The sequence below is a fragment of the Oleiphilus sp. HI0132 genome (genome assembly GCF_001635845.1).
The window spans coordinates 1-1,315 of record NZ_LWGJ01000447.1; the positions used below are offsets into that span (position 1 = coordinate 1).

General features: G+C 45.8%; 1 pseudogene. It reads right to left on the bottom strand.

Features of this window, described 5'->3' with window-relative positions:
- Nucleotides 1-1,004: pseudogene (locus A3766_RS05530) on the bottom strand (phosphoribosylformylglycinamidine synthase); the annotation flags it as partial.
- Nucleotides 1,005-1,315: the final 311 nt, after the last annotated feature.

Here is a 1,315-nt window from a genome sequence, read left to right on the forward strand (position 1 = left end):
AAACCTGTCAGACCAGCTTTAGGTTTTGCGCCTTTACCTGTAGCACCTTCATCACGAATCTCACCACCTGAACCTGTCGAGGCACCAGAGAATGGAGAAATAGCTGTCGGGTGGTTATGTGTTTCAACCTTCATGAGGATATGAATATCTTCCTCATGCGCCTGATACTCCTGAGTTTCAGGGTTCGGGTAGAAGCGCTTTCCTTTCGATCCGGCTATTACCGCAGCGTTATCAACATAAGCAGACAATACACCTTCAGAATTCAGCTCATTGGTATTACGAATCATCGAGAATAATGATTTTTGCTGAGCTTCACCGTCAATATCCCAAGATGCATTGAAGATCTTGTGACGACAATGCTCAGAGTTCGCCTGAGCAAACATCATTAGCTCTACGTCTGTCGGGTTACGCTTTAGCCCGCAGAAAGCTTTGGTTAAATACTCTATTTCGTCTGTAGCCAAAGCCAGACCAATACGCTTATTTGCTTCTTCAAGCGCACTCTCACCATATGACAGCACATCGACACTGCTCATAGGGCGCGGTTCAGAGTGTCTAAACAGCAACTCGGCACCCGCCGTTTCATGGAAGACAGCTTCAGTCATTCTGTCATAGAACTGCGAAGATAGCGTTTGGCGCTGTTCGAGCGTAAGCTTTTCAGCAGATCGAACATAATATGCGACACCGCGTTCAATTCGATTTACCTGATTCAAGCCACAAATATGCGCAATATCGGTCGCTTTACTAGACCAGGGTGAAATTGTTCCAGGCCGTGGAACAACCAAAAACAAAACGCCTTCCGCTGCCTCAGAGGGCACACTTGGACCATAGGTAAGCAGCTTATTCAAGATATTGAGTTCGCTAGGATTTAAGTCCTGCGACACATCAATAAAGTGCATAAATTCTGCATACACAGATTCGATTTCTGGAATAACTGCTTGGATGGTTTCAAGTAGTTTATGACTTCTAAAAGGAGAGAGAGCTGGAGCGCCTCGAAGTTCCAACATAATAAAGGCGTACCTCATCGAAGGAGCGTTGAAATAATGGAGGCGGTATTCTACTCGAAACTGGCGCGTCTGTTAACCAAGAATTGTATCTGAAGGTATAATGGCCGTAGTAATTGTGAATCCGGGGACCGTGACGGAGCTCAAACGGGTACATTTTGAAACAATGTTTACCACCCTCCAGGTTGACTCAGAGACCAGTTACTGAAAAGATTATACATAAAATTAGTGACATAAAGGAACAGCTCAGCACCGCTGAAGCGAGGCACTCCTGCCCCGGAACAAGGGAATGCATGCAGTAGCAGTCTGGTGAT